21 protein-coding genes and 1 pseudogene are annotated in these 17,415 nt (G+C 71.7%); 12 read left to right on the top strand and 10 right to left on the bottom strand.

From position 1 onward, the window contains the following. From ASC99_RS26740 to ASC99_RS38930, 5 genes and pseudogenes are all read left to right on the top strand, one after another. Window positions 1-281, top strand: a pseudogene (locus ASC99_RS26740) (hypothetical protein); the annotation flags it as partial. A gap of 162 nt (window positions 282-443) precedes the next feature. Continuing rightward, window positions 444-737 carry an amphi-Trp domain-containing protein gene (locus tag ASC99_RS26745; RefSeq protein ID WP_082598661.1) on the top strand — a complete coding sequence of 98 codons (294 nt, stop codon included), beginning with the start codon at window positions 444-446 and terminating at the stop codon, window positions 735-737. An 83-nt stretch (window positions 738-820) separates the two neighbouring features. After that, window positions 821-2,161 carry a DUF2252 domain-containing protein gene (locus ASC99_RS26750; RefSeq protein WP_057236721.1) on the top strand — a complete coding sequence of 447 codons (1,341 nt, stop codon included), beginning with the start codon at window positions 821-823 and terminating at the stop codon, window positions 2,159-2,161. A gap of 64 nt (window positions 2,162-2,225) precedes the next feature. Further along, entirely contained in the window at window positions 2,226-2,690 is a 465-nt protein-coding gene (locus ASC99_RS26755) for a VOC family protein (protein WP_057236766.1), read from the top strand. Between the two features lie 61 nt (window positions 2,691-2,751). After that, complete coding sequence (locus tag ASC99_RS38930) at window positions 2,752-2,895, top strand: hypothetical protein (protein ID WP_157531763.1); 144 nt, start codon at window positions 2,752-2,754, stop codon at window positions 2,893-2,895. A gap of 46 nt (window positions 2,896-2,941) precedes the next feature. On the opposite strand, the gene ASC99_RS26760 is transcribed toward ASC99_RS38930, so the two are convergent. Next, entirely contained in the window at window positions 2,942-3,166 is a 225-nt protein-coding gene (locus tag ASC99_RS26760) for a hypothetical protein (RefSeq protein WP_057236723.1), read from the bottom strand. Between the two features lie 175 nt (window positions 3,167-3,341). Between ASC99_RS26760 and ASC99_RS26765 the strand changes: the two genes are divergently transcribed. From ASC99_RS26765 to ASC99_RS26775, 3 genes are all read left to right on the top strand, one after another. Continuing rightward, a complete protein-coding gene (locus ASC99_RS26765; RefSeq protein ID WP_057236726.1) occupies window positions 3,342-4,097 on the top strand; it encodes a sugar isomerase domain-containing protein in 756 nt (251 codons plus the stop codon). Further along, on the top strand, window positions 4,094-5,041 hold the full coding sequence (locus ASC99_RS26770; RefSeq protein ID WP_200948440.1) for an N-acetylglucosamine kinase: 948 nt from the start codon (window positions 4,094-4,096) through the stop codon (window positions 5,039-5,041). The genes ASC99_RS26765 and ASC99_RS26770 overlap by 4 nt, the downstream gene beginning before the upstream one ends. A 251-nt stretch (window positions 5,042-5,292) precedes the next feature. Continuing rightward, window positions 5,293-6,162 (top strand): SGNH/GDSL hydrolase family protein, encoded by an 870-nt coding sequence (locus ASC99_RS26775; protein WP_057236728.1) that lies wholly within the window; start codon window positions 5,293-5,295, stop codon window positions 6,160-6,162. A gap of 96 nt (window positions 6,163-6,258) precedes the next feature. Here the strand turns inward: ASC99_RS26775 and ASC99_RS26780 are convergent, their stop codons facing one another. The 3 genes from ASC99_RS26780 to ASC99_RS26790 all read right to left on the bottom strand — a co-directional run bounded on the left by ASC99_RS26780 (window position 6,259) and on the right by ASC99_RS26790 (window position 8,635). Continuing rightward, window positions 6,259-6,498, bottom strand: a complete 240-nt coding sequence (locus ASC99_RS26780; protein WP_057236730.1) for a hypothetical protein — start codon at window positions 6,496-6,498, stop codon at window positions 6,259-6,261. Between the two features lie 128 nt (window positions 6,499-6,626). Next, window positions 6,627-7,031: a HEAT repeat domain-containing protein gene (locus ASC99_RS26785; protein ID WP_057236732.1), complete on the bottom strand. Its 405-nt coding sequence runs from the start codon at window positions 7,029-7,031 to the stop codon at window positions 6,627-6,629. Between the two features lie 56 nt (window positions 7,032-7,087). Then, a complete protein-coding gene (locus tag ASC99_RS26790) occupies window positions 7,088-8,635 on the bottom strand; it encodes a hypothetical protein (protein ID WP_157531764.1) in 1,548 nt (515 codons plus the stop codon). A gap of 203 nt (window positions 8,636-8,838) precedes the next feature. On the opposite strand from ASC99_RS26790, the gene ASC99_RS37760 reads away from it, so the two are divergent. Next, window positions 8,839-9,837, top strand: a complete 999-nt coding sequence (locus tag ASC99_RS37760) for a transcriptional regulator (RefSeq protein WP_235583145.1) — start codon at window positions 8,839-8,841, stop codon at window positions 9,835-9,837. A gap of 90 nt (window positions 9,838-9,927) precedes the next feature. Beyond that, window positions 9,928-10,260, top strand: a complete 333-nt coding sequence (locus tag ASC99_RS26800; protein WP_057236736.1) for a hypothetical protein — start codon at window positions 9,928-9,930, stop codon at window positions 10,258-10,260. A 49-nt stretch (window positions 10,261-10,309) separates the two neighbouring features. On the opposite strand, the gene ASC99_RS26805 is transcribed toward ASC99_RS26800, so the two are convergent. Then, window positions 10,310-10,894 carry a TerD family protein gene (locus ASC99_RS26805; protein ID WP_057236738.1) on the bottom strand — a complete coding sequence of 195 codons (585 nt, stop codon included), beginning with the start codon at window positions 10,892-10,894 and terminating at the stop codon, window positions 10,310-10,312. 214 nt (window positions 10,895-11,108) lie between these two features. Continuing rightward, window positions 11,109-13,403, bottom strand: a complete 2,295-nt coding sequence (locus ASC99_RS26810; RefSeq protein ID WP_157531765.1) for a family 20 glycosylhydrolase — start codon at window positions 13,401-13,403, stop codon at window positions 11,109-11,111. A gap of 215 nt (window positions 13,404-13,618) precedes the next feature. Between ASC99_RS26810 and ASC99_RS26815 the strand changes: the two genes are divergently transcribed. Beyond that, entirely contained in the window at window positions 13,619-13,993 is a 375-nt protein-coding gene (locus ASC99_RS26815; protein WP_057236740.1) for a hypothetical protein, read from the top strand. Between the two features lie 19 nt (window positions 13,994-14,012). Here the strand turns inward: ASC99_RS26815 and ASC99_RS26820 are convergent, their stop codons facing one another. The 3 genes from ASC99_RS26820 to ASC99_RS26825 all read right to left on the bottom strand — a co-directional run bounded on the left by ASC99_RS26820 (window position 14,013) and on the right by ASC99_RS26825 (window position 15,504). Next, entirely contained in the window at window positions 14,013-14,390 is a 378-nt protein-coding gene (locus ASC99_RS26820; protein ID WP_235583146.1) for a type II toxin-antitoxin system death-on-curing family toxin, read from the bottom strand. Further along, window positions 14,387-14,563, bottom strand: coding sequence for a hypothetical protein (locus ASC99_RS38940; RefSeq protein ID WP_157531766.1), 177 nt, complete (start codon window positions 14,561-14,563; stop codon window positions 14,387-14,389). Before ASC99_RS38940 ends, ASC99_RS26820 begins: the two co-directional genes overlap by 4 nt. Window positions 14,564-14,631: 68 nt before the next feature. Further along, window positions 14,632-15,504, bottom strand: coding sequence for an oxidoreductase (locus ASC99_RS26825; protein WP_057236741.1), 873 nt, complete (start codon window positions 15,502-15,504; stop codon window positions 14,632-14,634). A 132-nt stretch (window positions 15,505-15,636) separates the two neighbouring features. Here ASC99_RS26825 and ASC99_RS26830 point away from each other — a divergent pair, with 132 nt between their 5' ends. Continuing rightward, complete coding sequence (locus ASC99_RS26830) at window positions 15,637-16,563, top strand: DUF5937 family protein (RefSeq protein WP_157531770.1); 927 nt, start codon at window positions 15,637-15,639, stop codon at window positions 16,561-16,563. A 29-nt stretch (window positions 16,564-16,592) separates the two neighbouring features. Here the strand turns inward: ASC99_RS26830 and ASC99_RS26835 are convergent, their stop codons facing one another. Then, window positions 16,593-17,372 (bottom strand): DUF4328 domain-containing protein, encoded by a 780-nt coding sequence (locus ASC99_RS26835; protein ID WP_057236746.1) that lies wholly within the window; start codon window positions 17,370-17,372, stop codon window positions 16,593-16,595. Window positions 17,373-17,415: the final 43 nt, after the last annotated feature.

A 17,415-nucleotide genomic window follows, 5' to 3' on the forward strand; every position in this document is an offset into this window, starting at 1 on the left:
GCCCCACCGCCCCCGAACTCACCGGCGCGGTGACCCTCCAGCAGCTGGAAGCCGCCCTCACCGACGGCACGGCCACCCCGACCGACCCCCTCGGCACCCACCCCGGCCCACCCCTCCCCCACTTCGGCCACGGCGAGCCCGCCGACACCGCTCTCACCCGACTCGCCACCCAGGGTCGGCAGATCGCAGTCGTCCTACGGGACGGCCACGCCATGTCCCTCGTCCAGCCGGCGGACCTGCGCGCCGTCCTCCCCTCCGCCCCGCACCCCGACCAGGACTGACAGCGTCAGGGTCACCTTCGGCGGAGCGTCAGCCGCGAGGCCAGGGGTAGGACTGTCGACGGCGCGGCGAGCCGGCCGGTGGCCTCCTCGTCCGGGTGCCCGGTCCGCTGCGCGCCCGCAGAATTGGCCGTACCCGCTGTACCCGCCGATTCGGAGGCATCCATGAAGGATCTCAAGTTCGAACAAGAGGGTTCGCTGTCCCGCCTTGAGGTGGCGGATCAGCTCACCGCGCTCGCGGAAGCGCTGAGGCGCGGCGGCAAGGCCCAGCTGGAGCTGGGCTCCGGGAAGCTGACCCTGCGCATCCCCGACGAGCTGACGAGCGAGATCGAGGTCGAGGTCGGCGACGGGCACGTGGAGCTGGAGATCGAGCTCAAGTGGCCGACCGCACAGACTGCCACAGCGCCACAGCACCCGGCGGACGACCCGAAGAAGCCTTCCCGGAGCCACAAGGGCTGACCGGGCCGAGGCCCACGTGCGCGGCGGCCTGGGCCCACCCAGGCTCGGGAGCAGACCACCAGGACGGACGACAGGAACGGGCCATGACCAGTCCAGACGAGCGAGCACGCCGCGGCCGCGCCGCCCGAAAGACCGTCAGCCGGGCCTCCCACGGCCGGTGGAGCGCGGCAGCGGACCGGCCCGATCCGCTGCGCGTGCTCGAGCGGCAGGCCACCGACCGGGTGGCCGAGCTCCTGCCGATCCGCTACGGCCGGATGGCCGTCTCCCCGTTCACCTTCCTGCGCGGCTCGGCCGCCGTGATGACCGCCGACCTGGCAGCCGTGCCGAACACCGGCCTGACCGTCCAGCTCTGCGGCGACGCCCACCTGCTGAACTTCGGGGTCTTCGCCTCCCCCGAGCGGGCGCTGCTGTTCGATCTCAACGACTTCGACGAGACCCTGCCGGGGCCGTTCGAATGGGACGTCAAACGGCTCGCCGCCAGCGTCGCGGTGGCCGCCCGCGACAACGGGCACGGTGACGCCCGGGCCTGGCGAGCCGCTCGCGCCGCCGCCCGGGCCTACCGGCTCGCCGTTCGACAGTTGGCGGAACAGGGCGAACTCGCCGTCTGGTACGAGCGGATCGACGCCGACGCGGTGCTCGCGCTGGTCCACGACCGCAAGGAACGGCGCCAGGTCGATACCAACCTCGAACGCGCCCGTCGCCGCACCAACCTGCAGGCGCTCGGCAAACTCACCGAGATCCGGGACGGCCGACGGCGGATCAGGCACGACCCGCCGCTGCTGGAAGCGGTCAGCAGCGCCGAGCGGCGCTCCGTCGGCAAGATCTTCAGCGAGTACCGCAGCACCCTCCCCGAGGAGCGCCGCCTGCTGCTGGACCGCTACCGCTTCGTCGACGCGGCACGGAAGGTCGTCGGCGTCGGGAGTGTCGGCACCCGCTGCTTCATCCTGCTGCTGACCGGCCGCGACGAGGAGGACCCGCTCTTCCTCCAGATCAAGGAGGCCGACCGGTCGGTCCTGGAGGACCATCTGCCGGGCGACGGGCACGATCACCACGGCCACCGGGTGGTCGCGGGGCAGCGGCTCATGCAGGCCGCCGGCGACATCTTCCTCGGCTGGATGACCGGGCCGAACGGCCGGCACTTCTACGGCCGCCAGCTGCGGGACATGAAGGGGTCGGCCGCCGTCGAGACCATGACCCCCGCTGTTCTCCGTCAGTACGCCCGGCTGTGCGGCGCGACCCTGGCCCGCGCTCACGCCCGGTCCGGCGACCGCATCGCCATCGCGGGCTATCTCGGTGCCGCCGACACCTTCGACCGCGCGATCGCCGACTTCGCCCTGCACTACGCCGACCGGACCGAATCCGACCACGCCGCGCTCACCGCCGCCATCGCCGCCGGTGACATCACGGCCACCGCTGGAGTCTGAGGCGACCACCTGCCGGGCGCGGCGGCAGCCCGCGATGTCAGTGCGAGTCCATAAAATGGTGACCATGACGTCAACCCCAGTGCACTGGAAGCTTGTTGTCGACACCCACGACCCGCACGCCCAGGCCGACTTCTGGGCCGCCGCGCTGCACTACGCGGTCGAGGACCACAGCCCCCTCATCGGCAGACTCCTCGACGTCGGCGCCGTCCCACCCGAGATCGTCGTCGACCACCACGGCCGACGCGCCTGGCGCGACGCGGCGGCGGTACGCCATCCGGACGAACCGTACGACCCGGACAGCGGCGTCGGGCTGGGCCGTCGGGTGCTCTTCAACCGCGTACCGGAGTCGGAGAAGAAGACCAGCAAGAACCGCCTGCACATCGACCTGCACGGCCCGGCGGGCCAGCGGGAGGCCGAGGTCGAGCGCCTCACCGCCCTCGGCGCCCAGGTCTACCGCCACGTCAAGGAACCGGCCGGCGAGTGGGTGGTCATGACGGACCCGGAGGGCAACGAGTTCTGCGTGCACTAGCGGCCGTCGGGGTACCAAATCATCAGTGGCGGGGCGCCCGCCCCGGGCGAGGGGGGACAAGATGAGGAAGTGGTTCGGCAAGGATCCGTTCGCCACGATATTCGCTGTGGTGATCGTCCTGTGGCTGGCGTTCCTTCTCAGGCTCGCGGTCACCGACGACCGGCACTGCCCGGGGCACCCGACCTGCGGCATCACGGAGCACTGATCCGGCAGTGCCGACGGTCCGGCGGCGACCGCCGCCGGACGTACGGTCAGATCGCGGTACCGGAGCCCGGGTCGGAGAAGGTCAGGCCGCCCACGGCGAGCGGCCGGCGAGCCGGACCCGGCACCACGGCCTCCTCGCCGGGCGGCTGCCGGAAGTCGGCACCCTGCTCGACGGGAGGCAGGCGCCGGCCGGTGCTCGGGGCCGGAGCGGGCGTGTCGGTGGCGGGCTCGGAGAATGCGGGCAGCCCGAGGCTGCGACGGTCGGGGGTCATGTCGATCAGTGTGACAGGTCCGCCGACGGGCCTCGGCCCCGCTCCCGGTGCAGCGCGTCGGACGTCCGGCGCACCGTCCTGCACCGCGGACCCGGCAGGTCTAGTCCACTCGTTGACAGGGGGTGGGCGCGGCCCAATAGTTGGGCAGCACAGGGAACACACCGAGGAGGTCCAGGTGCCCACACCGTCAGCGGCGGAGTTCGCGGCCGCGGCCCATGCCGCCATCGACCGCGTCAGCAGGGAGCAGGCCGAAGGGGTGGTCAGGGCCGCCGAGTTGATCACTTCGGCACTGGCCGCCGAAGGTATCGTGCAGGCGTTCGGCACCGGTCACTCCGAGGCACTCGCCATGGAGATCGCGGGCCGGGCCGGCGGCCTGGTGCCCAGCAACCGGATCGCCCTGCGCGACGTGGTGCTCTACGGCGGGCGACCCCTGAATGCCCTGGCCGGGCCCGAGTTGGAGCGCGGCACCGACTCCGCCGCCCTGCTGTTCGAGCTCGCGGCACCGCACCCGGCCGACGTCTTCGTGATCGCCTCCAACTCCGGGGTGAACGGCTGCGTGGTCGAACTCGCCCGGCTGGCAAAGGAGAACGGCCACCCGCTGATCGCTATCACCTCGGCGGAGCACACCGCGCGCGTCCAGCCCAAGCACCCGTCCGGCCTCCGGCTGCGCGACCTGGCCGACGTCGCACTGGACAACGGGGCACCGTACGGCGACGCCGTCCTCCCCATGAACGGCGGCGGCAAGGCCTGCGGCATCTCCTCGATCACCGCCGCCCTGCTCGCCCAGCAGATCATCGCCGAGGTGATCGGGCAGATCGAGGCCACCGGAGGCATCCCGCCCGTCTACCTGTCGGCCAACATCCCCGGCGGCGACGACCACAACCAGGTACTGGAGGCACGGTACGCAGGCCGCATCCGGCGTACCGCGTGATCACCGGGCCGCTGGTGCTCGGCCTGGACGTCGGCGGTTCCACCACCCGGGTGCTGCTCGCCGACCTCGACGGCCGGGTGCTCGCCACCGCCACCGGTGCGGGTGGCAACCCGGTCTCGCACGGTGCGGCCACCTCCGCCAGGAACGTCCTGGACGCCCTGCGCACCGCCCTGGCCGAGGTCGATCCGGCCAGGGTCACCGCCGGTGTGATCGGCCTGGCCGGTGGCCTGATCGCCGCCACGTCCCTCGACGAGGTCTGGCCCACGGCCGGCCTCCTGGTCACCCCCCGCATGGTCAGCGACCTCGAACTCGCCTACACCGCAGGCACCGCAGGCCCGGCCGGGTCAGTGCTGCTCAGCGGCACCGGCGCCGCCGCGGCGCAGTGCCACGACTTCGAGCCCGTACGGACCGCCGACGGTCACGGCTGGCTGCTCGGCGACCGGGGCTCCGGCTACTGGCTCGGCCGCGCCGCCGTGGCGAGCGCTCTCGCCGCCAACGACCGGGGCGAACTCGACGGCCTCGCCGCCCAGGTGATCCACGCCCTGGCCGGCCCGCACCCGCCCGGCCCCCGGGTCCGCTCCGCCCTGATCACCGCGGCTCACGCCGACGCCCCCGTACGGCTGGCCCGGCTCGCCCCGCTCGTTCTGGACGCGGCCACCGCCGGCGACCCGCAGGCCCGCCGGCTGGTCGAACGAGCGGCCGACCACCTGCTCGACTCGCTCACCACCGTCCGCCCGGCGCACTCGCAACTCCCCGTGGTGCTGGCCGGCGGCGTGCTCTCGCCCGACTCCCCGCTCACCGCCGAGGTCCGTACCCGCGTCGCCGCACGCTGGCCCGACGCCCCGGTCACCCACGCGGGCAACACCGCCGGCGCCGCCGCCTGGCTGGCCACCCGTCGACTCGGCCACGCCGACGGGGCCCTGCACAGCCTGCTGACCCGCTGACCTGGCGTCAGAGAGAAGTCACCAGGGACCAGGGCCTCCTACTCGTCCGGATCCCAGGCCGGACCACGACGCGGCACGCCAACTACCGCCGCTGCCAGAGTTATTGACAGCTTGTCAGTCGGCCCACATCCTTACCGCACGGTAGAACCGCCTGGTAACAACGGCGGAGGGTGAATCGCCTCCCGCCTGCGCCCCCACGCCCACCCGGCGGGCACTCCCTCCCCCACCCGTTTCTCCCCGGAGGCACCCCCATGCCGTCGACCGGAACCACTCGCGCCCGCACCGCCCTCACCGCCCTCGCCCTCACCGCCGCACTCACCGGCATCGCAGCGGCCGCGACCCCCGCCGCCCAGACCACCTACGGCCGGTACGTCGCGCTCGGCGACTCGTACGCCTCCGCCGCCGGCGTGCCGGACCAGATCGACACCGCGTGCGCCCGCTCCAGCCGCAACTACCCGTCGCTCGTGACCGCGGCACTGGCGCCCACCGCCCGGGCCGACGTGACCTGCGGCGGTGCCACCACCGCCGACATGACCTCCACCCAGAGCGGCTCCGGCGGGCCGCAGTTCAACGCCCTGAACGCCGATACCGACCTGGTCACCCTCACCATCGGCGGCAACGACATCGGCTTCGCCGACATCATCGTGCGCTGCGCCACCCTGGGGCTGTTCTCCCCCTACGGCGCGCCCTGCAAGTCGAGTTACACGAGCGCCGGTGCCGATCAGCTCTCCGCCAAGATCGACGCCACGGCCACCAAGATCGCCGCCACCCTCGACGGCATCCGGCAACGCTCCCCCCGGGCCACCATCCTGGTCACCGGCTACCCGGCGATCCTCCCGGACAACGGCACCAACTGCTTCTCCACGGTCTCCATCGCCAAGGGCGACGCCCCCTGGCTGCGCGACACCGAGAAGCACCTCAACGCCGTGATCGCCGCCCAGGCCGCCGGCCACGGCGCCCGCTACGTCGACACCTACACGCCCTCCATCGGCCACGACGCGTGCAAGCCCAGCGGCACCCGCTGGCTCGAACCGCTCTTCGCCACCGGCGCAGCCGCCTTCCACCCCAACGCCGCAGGCGAACAGTCGATGGCCACGGCCGCCCTCGCCGTCGCAGGCTGACCCCGCTCTCACCGCTACCGGTCCCCGCGCCGCCCCTGCCGGGGACCGGTCACCGACGAACCCGAACACCCCCTCCACGCAGTCGAGTTGGGGACGTCAGTGCCAGAGCGGACCGCTGTTGTCGTTCTCCGCGTCCTCGCAGGCCCGGATCCGCTGCTCCACGGCCTGCGCCTCGGCGTACCGCCCCTGCGCTCGCAGGTGTGCGGCACGGACGCTCATGGCGGCGACGTCACAGGTGACGGTGCCGCCCGCCGCTGTTGCCGGGGCGCCCCCGGCGAGCAGTGCGGCGCCGCTGAGGGCCACGGCCAGCGTGAGGGTCGACGCGCGACGGATCACAGGTACTCCTCCGGTGGGGCTACTTCGCTTCGCCCACCCCCGAGTTGACCACCCGTACCGTCCGAGCTCCACCACCCACGCCGACCCGGGCGGGTGAACCATCCGTTGCGACAACTCGCGACGCTCGCTCAGCAGCAGCACCCCGAGCGCGGTCCGCCCCCGTGCTCCCGTTCGTGTGCGGAGTCGCGCGGCACCTGACGGGGCCGTCCGAAGCGTTCGGGCAGCGAGTCGCCGCGCAGCCGCCGGGCGTGGTCGCGAACCGGGGACGGGGACGGGTGCTCGGCCAGCTCGTCGAGCAGTTCGCGGGCCCGCTCGGGGCCGAGCGCGCCGAGCGCCGTGATCCGGATCCCGTCCACCTCGACCGGGGAGAGCGCCAGGTCTGTGAGGCACTCCACCGCCGCGCCGTCGTCGATCGCGCCCAGTGCCTGGACGGCCGGCCACCGCTCCAGGTCGACCAGGACCGAGGCCCTGGTGCGCCCACCGGGCACCTCCGGCACCGCAGGCTCGGGCGGCAGGTACGTGATGTCGGCCATGTCTCGTCTCCTACGTCCGCTCGTCCAACTCATGGCACCGCTGCTGGTGAAGCCGATCAGTCGTAGAAGACGAACCCGTGCGGGAACATCGTCCGGTACTGGTCGTAGTCGAGCACCGGCCCCCGGTCCCCGGTGTTGCTGCGCATCAGGTTGTCGGTGGTCTCCTGGTGCGACAGGCCCAGGTAGTGGCCGACCTCGTGCCCGATCAGCTGGGCCAGGGTGGTCACGTCCAGCCGCGCCGTCCCGGACGCGTCGGTGTAGCCGGTCTTCTCGACCGCGACGCCGTCCTTGCGCCCACCCTTGGCGGCCGGCCCCGGGATGTCACCGGCGTACCCGTTGTAGCCGCCCCACTGGAAGTCCTGGACGGCGAAGACGTCGACGAAGTCGTTCCGGCAGGACCAGTCCTCCAGCAGGTCGCGGAAGTCCGTCTCGCTGTTGAGGACGGTGTACCCACCCGCCTGGGCGTCGGTGATGATCCGGCGGTCGACCCCACGCAGCGTCAGGTCGCGCAACTCGTAGACCTGCCGCATCCGGTCGACGGCGTCGTAGAGGTCCGTGTGCTCCTGTGCGCCGAACCCGCCCACCTTGATGATGTTGACCCCGAAGGCGAGCATGACCCGGGCGGTGATCTCACCCCGCACCACGCGCCCGTCGGCGGCGGTCATGGCCACCGACAGGGTCATGTCCTCCTTCCGCTCGTACGTACCGAAGATCCCGCTGCCGCGCGGCGAGCTGAACCAGGCTCCGCCGCGCCAGACCCCGTTGGCCGGTACCGAGACCGCGCCGGACCAGTCGAAGGAGCCGGACTCGATCAGCGTCCCGGTGCCCACCCGACCGTCCCAGAACTGCCAGTCCACCCGGCGGTTCATCGAGACGGCCCGGCCGTCGCCGTTGGCGAGAGTGATCTCACACTCCGTCAGGAAGGTGTCCGAGGCCGGCAGGTAGTCGCCCCGGACGCTCCAGGTGCCGGTCACCCGGGCACCGGCCGGGGCGAGTCCGAGGGAGAGCGGGTTCGACGGGAGCACGTGGACCCCGCGCACGAAGCCGGCCTGCGCCCCGTCCGCGCGCAGCAGGGTCACCTCGAACTCGGCCGGGCCGACCGGCAGGGTCTGTTCCTCACCGAACGCCACGACGACGCGGCCCTCGCGCTCGCCTTCGCCCACCTCCCGCTCGACGGTGAACGGCTCGCCGGCCCAGCCGACCCTGACCGACACCAGCGCCACCTGGACGTCGCCGGCGTTCTGGTAACGGACGGTCAGCTCGAACGGACGGTCGCAGAGCACCGGTCGCACCGCCGAGACATCGACGATGTGCAGCGGCGCCTCGTCGGCGAGGTAGCTGTTGGCGTGCACCCTGCGCAGCTCGCCGAGCAGCTCCGGACGCTCCCGGAGCAGCCGCGCCGACGCCCGCGCCCACCCCTGCCGGTCGGCCTCGACCGCGAGGGCCGCCGCCTCCTCGGCCACCCCGAGCCGGGCCGCGAGCCCACCGGGGTCGGCCGTCGCCAGCGCACCCAGGGTGAACTGCTCGGAGTCGAACGCGCCGTACAGGTCGGCCGGTGGCGACGCCAACGGGAAGGACCTGGCACTGGTTTTGGCCTCGGACATGTGAACCCCAGAGCTGCTCGCGGTGTCGGACGCCCAGGTAGGACACGAAGCAAGCTAAGGCACGAGGCGGGCGGATTGCGGCAATTGGGGTGCAGAACCGTTCCGCTGCGCGTGTCGCCCATAGCGACAAGCTCTTGACGGCAATGTACTTTGCACTGCAAAGTACATTGCATCAGGAAGCACGCAAGCAAGGGGGCCACACCATGGGGGTACCGGCAGTGAACGACGAGCACAGGGCAGCAGCCGAACAGCTACTGGCCCGCACCGATACACTCCGCACCCGAGCCCGCGCCAGGACCGGCGGCGCCTGGGCGGTCCTGCTCGGGTTCGGGCTGCTCGCGCTCGCGGCAGTGCCCATCGCCCGCTACGCGTTCAACTTCGGTGCCGACGGGCGTCACGTCTCCGTCTACCCGTACTTCGCCTACGCGGAGCTGACCGAACTGTGCGTCACCCACCAGTGGGGGACGCCGTGCAGTACGCAGGAGTTCGACGGCTCGGTGGTCAAATTCGTCTTCTGGGGTGTCTGGTTCGCCCTCCTGCCGCTGGCCTGGGGCGCCGCGGCCCGCTGGTACCGCCTGCGCGGGGAGTCCCGTGGGATCGTGCCGCGCCGTACCGTCTGGCTGCTCACCGTCGGCGGTGCCACCGTCGTGGTGCTGGCCCTGTCACCGCAGCAGCGGGCGCTGCGCACAGTGCACTGCTCGCCGCGTACATCGGGGCGGGCCCGCAGACCGGTCTGCTGCCCTGGGCACCTGAGCCGCAGCCCGGCTGGGTCGACGGCCCGCAGGTCAAGGCACTGCTGCTGGCGCTGGTGCTGCTGGCCGCCGCGTTCGCCCAGCGGGCGGCCGACCGACGGCTCGCCGGGCACGCCGCATCGAGTACGGTCGGCCCATGACCACCGGGGACGCAGACCCGCAGCACGAGGACGAGCTGCATCCGACCAACACCCTGCCGACCGGGTGGACTTCGGCTTCCTCAAGGCCCAACTCGCGGTCACCGACGGCAATCTGTCCCGGCACGTGAAGGTCCTGGAGGACTCCGGCCTGGTCAGCGTCGAGAAGGGCTACGCCGGACGCCGCCCCCGCACCTGGGTGATCCTCACCCCGCAGGGCGCCGAGGCCCTGGAGCGCGAACTCCGCGCCCTGCGCGAGCTCGTCCACCGCCTGGACAACAGCCCGCCCCGGCCGGCCGCCCCCGACAGCTGACCCACCGTCGGCCCGGCCGGCCGGTAAATCCGAGCGGCCCGCGGCCCGGGTCTGCCACGATCAGCGGATGGGCATGCTGGACGGAGTGGCGTGGAGTTCCGGCCCACCGGTTCCTCGATGGTGCCGCTGATCCGCAGTCGGCAGCAGGTGGTCGTCGCACCGGTCGACCCCTCGAAGCTGGAGACCGGGGACATCGTGCTCGCCCGGGTCGCCGGGACGGTGTACCTGCACCTGGTGTCCGCAGTTGACCCGGCCAGGCGGCGGGTGCAGATCAGCAACAACCGTGGCCGGGTCAACGGTTGGACCGGTCACGACCGGGTCTTCGGCATCTGCACGTCGGTGGACGGCGTCGCCCGGCCCGGCACTGCGGGCAAGACCCTGACGGTCACCCCGGTGGAGCCGACGTCGGCCGCACCCCGGTAGGCCGGTCCCGATCCGGGAGCGGCCCACCGGGCGTCCGTACTCCTTGCTCCTACTTGCTCACCGCGAAGCGCATCAGGTCCTTCTCGTCCCCCTGCTTGATCTTCCCGGTCTCGTTGATCACCTGCAGCTTCCAGCCCGCACCGACCCGCACCGCCTTCGCGACCGCGCAGCCGTTGTCGTTGGTCAGCATGCTGGGCCAGATGTCGGCGACCTGCTGGCTGCTGCCGCCCGTCGCGTCGTACACCTTGAAGCTGATGTTCCGCGCGTTCTGGAAGGCGCTGCGCTTCTTGTAGGCGGCAGCGATGAACACGATGGACGTGATGTTCGCCGGGACCCGGGAGAAGTCGACGGTCACCGTCTCGTCGTCACCGTCGCCGTGCCCGGTCTGGTTGTCCCCACTGTGTATCAACCCGCCGTTGCCCAGCGGGTCCAGGGAGTCCAGCCCGGCCAGCCGTACCGGCTCCGCGCCCTGCATCGCGATGGCGATCAGGTCGAGGTCGGTGCCGGCCTTCTGCCGAAGCTTCCCGATCAGCCCGCCGCTGCTCCCGACGGTCGGGTCCCAGGAGGCGCCGATGGACAGATGGGTGACCCCGTCGAGGTCCGCCGGGCCGTCTTCCTTCGTCAACGTGATCATGCGCGATCCTCTCGGTCGTGGGCTGCTGCACCCGAGTCTGCCTGGTGCCCCCGGCACTCGGCCCACCCGGGGCGGAGTTACGTGGAACGGCCGCCTCCGAGTCTGCCTGACGGCGCACCATTCCCACGACCGACCCGCTGCTACAGCGCCCGGACGTCGCTGCCCACTCCCGGCGGATCCCGAACTAGTGCCGCGCCCGGCAGGGTTTGCCCCGTCAGCTGATCTGCCAGAGCTGGAGGGCCGAGCCACCGGCCGGCTGCTGGGTGACCGGGGCACCGTCCGTGGTGGCGGCGGTGGTCAGCAAGAGGGTGCTCTGCCTGTTCGCGACGGTGTAGCCGCTGCCGGTGGCGGTGATCAGCCAGCGCTGACTGTCGCCGCCGGTGCAGGTGGCCTGGACGACGGCCGCGTTCGCGGTGCCGGCGGCAACGTCGGCGCACAGACCGGAGACACCGTTGACCATGGTGTAACTGCCGTCGGGGTAGGCCGTCAGCTGCCACTGCTGGTTGCGGCCGCCGTGCGGCTGCCAGGTGATCAGCTGGGTGCCCGAGGTCATCGAGGAGGCCGGGTCGTCCAGCGCCTTGCCGTTCACGGTGAGCGTCCGAGTGCCGCTCAACTGGCCGCCGTAGACCTCGAATTCGTACAGCGAGTAGCCGTAGCCGGTGCCCCGCTGGGTGCCGTACATCCGGATGTAGCGGCCGGATCCGGTGAGACCGGTGAGCTCCTGGACGCCGCCGGTGCCTGCGGTGGTGGAGTGGACGGTGCGCCAGGTCACCGCGTCGTCGGAGAGCTGGATCTGGAAGGCCTTGCCGTACGCGGCCTCCCAGCGGAGCACGACCCGGTTGACCGTCTGCGGGGAGCCGAGGTCGACCTGGATCCACTGCGGGTCGGCATAGGCGCTGGCCCAGCGGGTCCCCTGGTCGCCGTCCGTGGCGAAGGCGGCCGGGAAGGCGGCGGTCTCGGTGCTGGAGGCGGTGGTCGGACGGTTGTGCGCGAGGTCGCCGGGCTGAGCCGTCGAGGGCCAGCCCGGGTGGTGGCCGACGGCGGCGACGATCGGGGTGAAGGAAGCGTAGGTGGCGGCCGGCTTGGGTGAGCCCCAGGTCTGTTGGGCCAGCGCCCGGAGCGGGTACATGATGCCGGCGGCGATCTGGCTCTCGGTCTCGGCAGTGGGGTTGTCGCACCAGACGTGGATCAGCGAGCCGGGGTTGCGGGACGGGTCGGCGAGCGTGCTGTTGCCCTGGAACAGGTCCGGCTGCCAACTCTCGTACATCCACCGGGTGTCCGGCTTCGCGCCGCCGAGCACGTAGTACGTCGGCGTCCAGGACTCGTTGGCCACCACGTGTCCTGCGTCGGCGAGTTGCTGGGGCGTCAGGCCGTAGCTGTACCAGTACTCGACCAGGATGTTCCGGTCCGGCTGGATCGTGCCGTCACCGGCCTTGATGCCGTCGTTCCACATCCTGGTGGTCTTCCCGGCGGCCCGGACCAGCGCGTTGGACCAGTTGACGAAGCCGTAGTAGGTGTCCTTGGCCGTGGCGTTGGCACCGTAGTGGGCGCGGGCGTAGCTGAGCAGCTGGGGGTACTTGGCGTAGTCGGTGACGTACTCGTCCGCGCCGATGTGCCAGTAGGGGGCGGGGAACAGCGGCAGGTACTCCTGGATCAGGTCCTTGATCAGGGTGTACGAGCCGGGCAGCGAGAGGTCGATGAAGTCGGGGCTGGCGGTGCCCGAGCTGTTCTTGAGCTTGAGTTCGGGGTGGGCGGCCAGGATCGCGTTCATGTGCCCGGGCGTGTCGATCTCGGGGACGATCGTGACGTGGTACTTCTGGCCCAGCGCGACCAGCGCGGCGATGTCCTGCTTGGTGTAGTGGTCGGTGGAGACGATCTCCGGGTGGGTGGAACTCTCCAGCCGGAACCCGTAGGTGTCCGACAGGTGGAAGTGGAAGTAGTTCAGCTTGAGGTACGCCAGTTCCTTGATGTGCTGCTCGATCCACGGCACGGTGAAGAACTTCCGCCCCTGGTCGATCATCAGCCCGCGTTCCGCCTTGGTCGGCCAGTCGACGGCGGTACCGGCCGGGACGGTGGCCGACTGGCGCAGGAGCTGGAGCACGGTGCGGGTGCCGTTGAAGACCCCGGCGTCGGTGGCGCCCTGGAGCGTGACGCTCTGGCTGACCGTCATCCGGTAGCCCTCGGTGGGCAGGGCCGCGTCCCCGAGGGTCAGCGCGATGTCCCCCGCCACGGGGCTGCCGTTGACCACCGGGACGGTCCGGCCGGTCAGGTCCCGCAGGTCCTCGGCGAACGTCCCTGCCTCGTCGGCGAGTTGGGCACTGTACGCCGGGTCTACCACGATCCGCCCGGCGGTGAAGGTGAACGAGCCGGTGCCAGCGGTCCACTGGCGCAGCGCCGGTACGGTCTGCGGGGGTCCGGCGGCGGCCTGCGCCGGAGCGACTGCCAATCCTGGCAGGGCCAGTGCGGCCACGGTGCAGAGTACGGCGGTGAGCAGCCTGAGCAGTCGCACGACGGGCCTCCAGCCATTGGCGGACTGCGGACAAGTGCAGCGCAACTCCCGTACTCACGTCAATAGTTGATTGAAAATCAGCCTGGCCGAGCACATTCGAGCACAACCGGCCCTCGCAGGCTGCGTCGAGCGCGTCTGAGCAGCCGCCCGAACTGCGGATAATGGCCACACCGGACGCCTCCGCGTGCGGCACGTACCGAACCGAGGGAAAGACCATGACCTTGACGAAGGGCCGCCGGGTCAGGCTCACGACGGACATCGGGCTGGCCGACGCGGTCGCCGGGACCACCGGGGCCGTGGTCGGATTCCTGTCCCTGGCGGCGGGCACCGAGGGCACCGTCGAACGGGTGGACGGGCAGCTGCCCGAGCCCGAGGAGGTCCGCGAGTACCGGCGGCTGAAGCCGCTGCTCGACGACTACGGCCACACGATGCCCGCGGAGAGCCGGAAGCGGCTCGAATCGCAGATCGCCGCCCTGGAGCCCGAGTGGGCCGCCTTCCAGGAGCAGGGGGTCAGCGTGACGGTCCGGGTCCGCCTCGACAACGGGTTCGTCCTCGACGGCGCGCACGAGGACGTGCTCGCCCTCGTCTGACCGGGACGCTGACCAGCCGTCACTCACCGCCGCCGAGCAGGGCCCGCAACGCGCGGGCCGTCTCGGCGGTGTCGTTGGCGAAGCCGCCCTGCGCCAGGCGCAGCATGAACGGCACCGCCTCCTCGTCGCTCGGGTCGGTGTACGGGACGCCGTTGTAGTCGAGGAAGAGCAGCATCGCCTCGAAGGTGCTCCGCTTGTTCCGGTCGATCAGCGGGTGGTTGCGGGCGAGGCTCTCGCCGAGCGCGGCCGCCTTGGTCCATGGGTCGGGATAGGCGTCCTGCCCGAGCACGCTCTGCTGCGGACGGCCGAGCGCGGAGAGCAGCAGCCCCTCGTCGCGGATCATCCCGGCGCCACCCGCCAGGTACCCGACATCGTCGAGGTCGAGGTGATCGGTCACAGGTCGGCCAGCCTCTCCAGCGTGCGGGCATTGGCAGCTCGGATCCTGGCCACCAGCGCGGCCCGCCGCTCCGCCCGCGCCTGCGGGTCCGGCACGTCATCGGCGCCGACCTCGTCCCGCTCCGGCCCGACGCTCCCGCCCGGCGGCTGACCTGCTGTTTCGTCGCTTCTCATGCCCGAACGGTAGTGAGGCGACAGTGCCGACGCCAAGTCAGTTTTCCCGCCGGGCCGCCAAACGGCGGTCACCTGCCGGCGAGCGTGTCGAGCGTCCGCAGCGCCCACCCGGGCAGTGCGAGGGTGGCGGCCGCGATGTTCTCGTGCAGATGCGTGACCGAGGAGGTGCCCGGGATCAGCAGGATGGCCGGTGAGCGTTGCAGCAGCCAGGCCAGCGCCACCTGCCGGGCCGTGCAGCCCAGATCGCGGGCGACCCGGTCCAGGGTCTCGGACTGCAACGGGCGGAAGCCGCCCAGCGGGTAGAACGGCACGTAGGCGATGCCTTGTTCGGCACACCGGTCGACGAGCTCGTCGTCCGCGCGGTTGGCGACGTTGTAGTAGTTCTGGACGGTGGTCACCGGGGCGATCTCCTGCGCCGCCCGCACCTGTTCGGCGCTGACGTTGCTGACTCCCAGGTGCCGGATCAGGCCCTGCTCGCGCAGTTCGGCCAGCACGCCGAACGGGCCGGCGAGGTCGGCGGCGGCCCGGGTGTCGGTCATCCGCAGGTTGACCAGGTCCAGCACCGGCACGTCCAGGCGGGCGAGATTGTCGTGCACGGCCCGGACCAGCTCGTCGGCTGACACAGCGGCAGGCCAGGCACCGTCGGGAGTACGGCGGGCGCCGACCTTGGTGACAAGTCGCAGCTGCTCCGGGTAGGGGTACAGCGCTTCGCGGATAAGGTCGTTGACCACGTGCGGGCCGTAGTAGTCGCTGGTGTCGATATGGGTGATCCCCGCCTCGACGGCGGCGCGCAGCACGGCCAGCGCTGCGCGGCGATCACGCGGCGGCCCCCAGACCTTCGGGCCCGCCAACTGCATTGCTCCGTACCCCATCCGGGTCAGCTCAAGCTCGCCGGACTTCCAGGTGCCCGCTACGGCTGCGGTGTTCGTCTCCGATGTCATGGCCGTATGCTCACGGACTTGTACGCTGACGGCCATTGATTCACACCTGTCCGAATCCTCGGGGGCATCGACGTGGCGGAGCTGGCGTTCTCGGCGAGCGATCTGGCCCAAGTACGATTCGCCGTCTCGCCGATGTGGGAGGTCGGGACCAGCTTCCGGCTGCTGCGCTCCGGCACCGCACATCCAGTGCATCGGACCTGGGCCGAGCAGGTCCGGCCACGGTTGGCGCCCGCCGGCCTGGAGCGGGGCTGGCTCGCCGAGCTCGTCCCGTCCTGGGGGTACGTCCCCGACTTCCTCAACCCTGCGCCGACCGGTCCGGCCCCCACGCTGGACCAGGAGTTGGCCGCGATCCGGGCGACCCCCGCGTACAGGCTCCGCCAGGACCTCGACCGGCTGCAGCAGGAGCAGGGCCGCCTCGGGCCCCGCTCGCGAAGCCTGTACGCGGAACCCCGGTCCTGCCTGCTCCGGGTCACGGAGGAGATCGAGACGTACTGGGAGCTGGCCCTCGCTCCCTACTGGGCCCGGATCCTCGCCGTCCTCGACGCCGATCTCTTCCACCGAGCCCGCCAGGTCGCCGAGCACGGCACCGGGCAGCTCCTCAACGATCTGCACCCTTCGGTCAGTTGGGACGACAACGCCCTGCAGCTCGCCTACCGGAAACGAGCCCTGCCCCGGCAGACCGCAGGGGCAGGACTGCTGCTGATCCCCTCCGCCTTCACCACCCCGGGCCCGCTCACCCGGGTCACCTGGCCGGAGCCACCCCAACTCGCCTACCCCGCCCGCGGCGTGGGCTCACTCTGGGAACCTCGTCCCGCCACCGGGACCGACGCCCTCGCCGCCGTCCTCGGCCGCTCCCGCACCCTGCTGCTCGGCGAACTCGAGATCCCGGCCTCCACCACCGACCTGGCCCACCGCACCGGTCTCTCCCCGGCCGGCGTCTCGCAGTCCCTCACCGCACTGCGCGCCGCAGGCCTGGTCAGCGCCCACCGGGCCGGCCGCTCGGTGCTCTACGCCCGGACCGCCGCCGCCGAATCCCTGCTCGCCGCCGCCTGCCCGTAACACGGGTCGCCGCCGGTGGGCCCGGTCTGTCAGGCTCCGAGCAGCTGGCGCTGAACCCGGGTCACCGAGCCGACGGTGCCGAGCAGGCACGCGATCGCCAGCACAGCGGCAGCCAGCCCGCCGAAGGCCATCGGGAGAAACTCTCCTGACTCGTTGAATTCGGCCACACTGCCGAACCCGACCGCAGCGAGGCCAGGTGCCCAGAGGAGCAGCCAGACGAACGTGAGCAGGCCGGCCGGTGCGCGGCCGGAACGGCCCGCGTAGGTCGCACGGGACACGTCCCCGACCACCATCGGGCCGATGACGAAGCTCCCCAGCGGGATGAACCAGGCGCCGACCGTCCACCCGGGCGCCCACTGCGGGTCCGCACCGGGGATCAGGAACAGGTTGTGGCGGGCCCGATTGAGCCAGACCAGGAAGGTGATCCCGATTCCGGAACCGCAGAGCAGCGCTGCCCCGACCAGTCCGAGGTTGACGGCCGCCAGGGTCTCACCCTGCTCCCGCGCCGACCGTTCCCCGAGGAACGGCTCGCCGTCCCAGGGGATCTGCCCGCGCCGGCCAACAACAGCAGCGCCAGCACGGCCAGTACGGTGATCCCGGTCGCGGGCCCGCCGACCCTGCGGCGCGAAAAGCCAGGCACGGCCGGAGCGAAAGGCTGGCCGGGAACACCGTACTGGAGCGGCTGAGCCACTGGTGGCGGGTAGCCGCAACCGGGCGGCGGCGGAGGCGTCAGGACGGCGGCGTGCTGGGCCTGCTGCGGCGCGGTGCAGTGCGCGCAGGATCCGCCCGCCGGAAGTGGACGGCCACAATTGATGCAGGACACAGCCTGTTTCCTCCCCCGTTGAGAGCGCT

The sequence above is a fragment of the Kitasatospora sp. Root107 genome, assembly GCF_001424875.1.
Classification (GTDB): Bacteria; Actinomycetota; Actinomycetes; order Streptomycetales; family Streptomycetaceae; genus Kitasatospora.

Bases quoted from the DNA above. Each gene is read 5' to 3' on its own strand.
- ASC99_RS38940 (WP_157531766.1), bottom strand. From the start codon at position 14,563: ATGAGAAGCGACGAAACAGCAGGTCAGCCGCCGGGCGGGAGCGTCGGG.
- ASC99_RS26790 (WP_157531764.1), bottom strand. From the start codon at position 8,635: ATGTCCGAGGCCAAAACCAGTGCCAGGTCCTTCCCGTTGGCGTCGCCA.
- ASC99_RS26785 (WP_057236732.1), bottom strand. From the start codon at position 7,031: ATGGCCGACATCACGTACCTGCCGCCCGAGCCTGCGGTGCCGGAGGTG.
- ASC99_RS37760 (WP_235583145.1), top strand. From the start codon at position 8,839: ATGGGGGTACCGGCAGTGAACGACGAGCACAGGGCAGCAGCCGAACAG.
- ASC99_RS26830 (WP_157531770.1), top strand. From the start codon at position 15,637: ATGTGGGAGGTCGGGACCAGCTTCCGGCTGCTGCGCTCCGGCACCGCA.
- ASC99_RS38930 (WP_157531763.1), top strand. From the start codon at position 2,752: ATGAGGAAGTGGTTCGGCAAGGATCCGTTCGCCACGATATTCGCTGTG.
- ASC99_RS26815 (WP_057236740.1), top strand. From the start codon at position 13,619: ATGACCTTGACGAAGGGCCGCCGGGTCAGGCTCACGACGGACATCGGG.
- ASC99_RS26775 (WP_057236728.1), top strand. From the start codon at position 5,293: ATGCCGTCGACCGGAACCACTCGCGCCCGCACCGCCCTCACCGCCCTC.
- ASC99_RS26750 (WP_057236721.1), top strand. From the start codon at position 821: ATGACCAGTCCAGACGAGCGAGCACGCCGCGGCCGCGCCGCCCGAAAG.
- ASC99_RS26805 (WP_057236738.1), bottom strand. From the start codon at position 10,894: ATGATCACGTTGACGAAGGAAGACGGCCCGGCGGACCTCGACGGGGTC.
- ASC99_RS26825 (WP_057236741.1), bottom strand. From the start codon at position 15,504: ATGACATCGGAGACGAACACCGCAGCCGTAGCGGGCACCTGGAAGTCC.
- ASC99_RS26745 (WP_082598661.1), top strand. From the start codon at position 444: ATGAAGGATCTCAAGTTCGAACAAGAGGGTTCGCTGTCCCGCCTTGAG.
- ASC99_RS26755 (WP_057236766.1), top strand. From the start codon at position 2,226: ATGACGTCAACCCCAGTGCACTGGAAGCTTGTTGTCGACACCCACGAC.
- ASC99_RS26760 (WP_057236723.1), bottom strand. From the start codon at position 3,166: ATGACCCCCGACCGTCGCAGCCTCGGGCTGCCCGCATTCTCCGAGCCC.